The following is a 4354-nucleotide window of genomic DNA, read 5'->3' as shown; positions in this document are numbered from 1 at the left end:
CACTCGCATTCTTGATGATAAGGAAACCTGCAATCAATGCTGTAATAAAATTCTTCGTAGGTCATTTAAACGCCGTACTTTCCTTGGCTACTTAACGCCCAATTAAGGTGTGAGGCACGCAATACCTATGTTTCCGCACACCACCTTAAACACTAAAACCAACGCATAGCAAAAATGCCACGCGTGCTGAATCACTCTTAAATTGTTTGTTATGTTTCTCTACGCTAGGCGTCATTAAACACCCTGAAAGTTATCAGACGTCTATCGATAGAATAAAATCTGAAATAATCATCTTTGGTATCCTGTTCTCCGACAAATGCAATAGCTGCTTTTCTATTAGTGCCACGAACAAGTTCTATGATTTTTTTATAATCGTTTAAGAACTTAGACTTGCTTCGTTGAGGCCAATTAGAAAAGTCAACTTCTAAGTAATATGGTCTCTCGTTTACTTTCTTCCCTTCCTGCTCAACCCATTTACCAGGAGATAAGTTAATTTGAATTTTACCGTTATCTTCTACGGATAGTTTCCAAGGTAATGATGCATAGTATATCTTTTGCTTATCACCCTGAATTACAAATTTCTGCTTTCCTCGTGTACTTCTGATTTGGCTAAATATTTCTGTATATGTAGTGCCATCAACACCTTCAAAAGATAAGGCTCGGTCTCTGTCGTAAGGGAAATCAAAATATTGATTAACTATTGATTTGAATGAAGTTGTCTCATAATTTGATTTTCGTCCACTGCCATCTGATTGATCTTTTTTCCGTTTATTAGGGCGTCGTGAGTCAGGAGCTAACGGAGTAATAACTCCGGTTGGTTCAACAACATCATCTTTTCGTAATTTAAAACGATTTGGATATGCTAACGGAAAACCTTCAGATGAAGTTAGTCGTGTGGATGCACCTTTCGAACGAATTTTAGCCTCACCTTCAGCATCACAACCCTGCTTATGATGAACACCTTTACGAGTTTTAAAGTATGGTTTTCGTAGATTCACATCTTTTTGAAACGAGCATGGAAGTAACTCAATGCCACATTCATCACAGGAGTATGTCAATGATTTAACTTTATCAATAATGTACAACTCTTCACTGGTAACTACTCTGCTTAACTCTTTACATCTAGCCTCGTCCATATTTTCTCCTTTGAAACATAACGCCCAGCTCACAGGAGACAAAAGCGAAGCTTTTGGCTTCCTGTGCAGCCGATTGTTATGTGCATTAGTAGGCGTTTCTGATCTCTATAGCTTCTTCGATCCAGTCAGCAATATTCTCACTAATGTAGTTGTAGACCCCTTGACTCGTAGCCTGTGAAGGCTTTTTTAGTTTTACTATGCTAGATAGTTTTTTGCCACCAATTGTAAAGTCATCAAATGGGTTTCTGCCTTCACCACCCTGTTCACCTGAAGAATTCTTTAGCTTGTGAATCTGAATTCCAAGAACGCCTTTCCCTGATTCCCAGGCTTTTTTGATTTCATATTTAATCCATTTCCTGCCAGCCGTGTTCTCTCCGACTAGTACGATCACGCAAGATTTTCCGGTCATTTGACCATCAATCCATTTCTGAATAGCGCTATCGCCGCCTTTTTTTACTTCTTCCCAATCGTTATCGCTTGCAGGCTTATTACCTTCAACAGAACCAACATTTCTTACTGTCGAAGCTCTCCAGTTATCATTTTTATAATGAAAACTATAGAACGCTTTTCTAGCCATAAAAACTCCTTATTTTGTTAAGTCAGAAATGAAATCAATTAGCGTTTTAACTTTTTCATCTAGAGATATTTTTCCGTCGGCTAGCTTCTCTAAATATTTTTTCGCAGCCTCTGAGTTTTGATAATAACCATCAATACGAGGCAGTATTTTTTCGTATATTTCATGAGCAGCATGCCCTGTTGAAGCAACAGGTATACATATATTCCCGAAAGCATGCGAAATTTCAAACTCACGGATGACCCCACCCGCAGTAACAATTTCACCATCAAAGTTTTTGTTTCCGAAAAGGAAAACTGATATTCCAGACAATGAGATCATCTTATGGCGATATTCATCCCATAAAACCGAAAGGTCTTTTTCTCCAGTTTTAAATTGTGGGAATGGCCTTAGTATAAGTTGAGCATCTGAGTATTTTAATGGCTTTGAATATATCGCTTCTAAAGCCCCATTTATCACGGAGCTCCCAACTCCCCAACCAAACCCATTAACAACTCTGAAATTACCTTCAACTAATGCGCGAGATATCTTATGAATAAACTCAATTGATTCTTGTCTTTCGTAAGGGCTGTAAACTTCAGCGCTACCGGAAATAAAAATCGTTTTCTTTTTAAATCGAGACTCAATCTCTTTTAGAATCTTAGTTATTTCTTCATAATCATCAACAAGAAGTGTTTTTATTCCGTACCTTTTCAGGTCATTTATAATCAATTCCTGCTTTCTGACGTTATAGTCATATGTTGCTTGATCTGGATTATTTCTATCACCAAGAGTGGGGCGTTTGGTGATGCAGTAATGCTGCTTTTTATCTTCAGAGTATCGAAAATTAAGCCTGCTGAGCACGTAGTCAAGATTAGGGTCAGTAAAGCTAAAACCTAAAAACAGGAAAGTTTTTGTCGTAAGCTCACCTGTCAGAGCATTGATAAATGGTTCGTGCGTCTGATGGTATTGCTCATACTGCTCTTTGGTTATTATCGCCTCAGTTGGACAAGATACATCGCCGTGCATTTTAAATATTACAACGTCTCTTTTAGGCTTGTTATTTAGCAGCTGTTTGACATTGTGCTTTATATCTGAAACTTTACCTTCTGCTAAAAACGCCTTTTCGATAAGCTCATCGTAGTTTGTAGTCCATACAGATGAAATTGGCAGTCTTGCTAGAATCCTGTGGTTTTCAGTCTCGTCAGTTTCATCAATAAACTCCTCAAGAATTTTTCGACTAATTTTTGATCTGGTTCTATTTTCATTTACGTGAAACTGCGCAAGCGAAACAAGATCGGATTCGACATTAATATCTAAACCCAAGTCAAAGGCAATTTCGCTCATTAATTCCTGCCAATTGACAAACCCAGCAGGAATAGATAGCCCTGCGCCAGCAAAAATCGCCGCAGTCCCTTCATTCAAATCTTTCACGTAATCTCGTATAAAGATTTCAGTTTCTCGATCAAAAATCATTTTCATACTTCCGAGCTAATATTTATGACTTCCTGAGCACATAACGCCCAAAGCAGCGCGCGCCGCTTTTTGGCGTCCGCTGCCTTTGATTGTTAGAACAGGCCTGCAATTTTCCCCACAAGCCCACTAATTATTGCGATGATTACTATGATGGACCATAACCAGTGATCTTTAACGTATTCAACGATAGCCTTGGGGTGTATTCCGTAACGATCCTGCCATGTAGCATTGGTTATTAATGAACCGTCTATTGTTCTTTCAAATATATTTGACATGCAATCTATCTTTCTTAGCGTTGACCTATGCAGCTTTACATATTCCCCAGCCTCGAAAGCGTCGGCCTCTTCTTTTCCGTTTAGCGCATCTTTATCAGTTATCTTATTTAACTCAACGATAGCTAAAAATCGACCTGCCTTGCTGTGCCCTACATATTGCCTGCCAAATAAAGAAACGAGCGCCCTTGCTAGATCAAACTTTTTATCATCCTGAATCTTATAGGGCTCACCGCCAAGAGCTTGAAACCTATGCTCAATGGCAGAAAAACCATATGCTCCATCACGCATATTCCAATGTACAAAATGAAAGGTCTGCCTGTATTTAACAAACTCGAAGAAATCTTCCAGCATTTCCTTTTCAAGCTCATCATACCTGTCAGGTATCTCTTCAATTGGCACGCCGTTTCTTTCAGCAATTTTATGTACAGAAAAACTCTCTGTTTGAGCCGTTTTTAAATTTCTGACAGCAATTGATGTTACGCGTGGAGTTCTTCCGTCTTTGATGTCATAAAAAGACTCACAAGAGTAATGAATCAGAAGAACTTGGTCTGCTTTTTCATACAAGGAAACCAACTCATTTCGAGTTTCCTTCCTTTTTTTGATTCTCAACAACTCTGAGGCCACTCAATTCCCTCTTAAGTTTGGTGTTCTAACGCCTTACTAATGGGCGCATAAATGCTTGGCTAAAATTAGCGACGAAGGAGCGCAAGCCAAGCATTTATGCGTCCTTTTAAGTAACTTGTTAAGTAGCCGATTTCCACACGGCTACAATGTTTTCATATTTTTCGTCGACGAGTTCATCATCGTCTGGACACGCAAACAAAACAACTTGAAGCGCGTTATAAGATTTAGGAAACGCTGAAAGTTTTTCCATTATATCGAGTGCTTCGGAGTCTGTTATCTCAGTTTTGTTG

The 4354-nt window shown here is 38.8% G+C and carries 4 protein-coding genes; all 4 read right to left on the bottom strand.

Going from position 1 to position 4354, the window contains the following annotated elements:
- Window positions 1–224 precede the first annotated feature (224 nt).
- The 4 genes from MHM93_RS19205 to MHM93_RS19190 all read right to left on the bottom strand — a co-directional run bounded on the left by MHM93_RS19205 (window position 225) and on the right by MHM93_RS19190 (window position 4064).
- Window positions 225–1136 (bottom strand): hypothetical protein, encoded by a 912-nt coding sequence (locus MHM93_RS19205; RefSeq protein ID WP_239450212.1) that lies wholly within the window; start codon window positions 1134–1136, stop codon window positions 225–227.
- An 85-nt stretch (window positions 1137–1221) separates the two neighbouring features.
- On the bottom strand, window positions 1222–1713 hold the full coding sequence (locus MHM93_RS19200) for a TIR domain-containing protein (RefSeq protein WP_239450211.1): 492 nt from the start codon (window positions 1711–1713) through the stop codon (window positions 1222–1224).
- Window positions 1714–1722: 9 nt separating this feature from the next.
- Entirely contained in the window at window positions 1723–3171 is a 1449-nt protein-coding gene (locus MHM93_RS19195) for an SIR2 family protein (RefSeq protein ID WP_239450210.1), read from the bottom strand.
- Between the two features lie 86 nt (window positions 3172–3257).
- A complete protein-coding gene (locus MHM93_RS19190) occupies window positions 3258–4064 on the bottom strand; it encodes a hypothetical protein (RefSeq protein WP_239450209.1) in 807 nt (268 codons plus the stop codon).
- Window positions 4065–4354 lie beyond the last annotated feature (290 nt).

Source organism: Pseudoalteromonas sp. MM17-2 (assembly GCF_022347945.1).
Lineage (GTDB): Bacteria > Pseudomonadota > Gammaproteobacteria > Enterobacterales > Alteromonadaceae > Pseudoalteromonas > Pseudoalteromonas ruthenica.
The sequence above is the reverse complement of the archived record's forward strand: the minus strand, read 5'-3'. Positions and strand labels throughout refer to the sequence as shown.

Bases quoted from the DNA above. Each gene is read 5' to 3' on its own strand.
- MHM93_RS19205 (WP_239450212.1), bottom strand. From the start codon at position 1,136: ATGGACGAGGCTAGATGTAAAGAGTTAAGCAGAGTAGTTACCAGTGAA.
- MHM93_RS19200 (WP_239450211.1), bottom strand. From the start codon at position 1,713: ATGGCTAGAAAAGCGTTCTATAGTTTTCATTATAAAAATGATAACTGG.
- MHM93_RS19195 (WP_239450210.1), bottom strand. From the start codon at position 3,171: ATGAAAATGATTTTTGATCGAGAAACTGAAATCTTTATACGAGATTAC.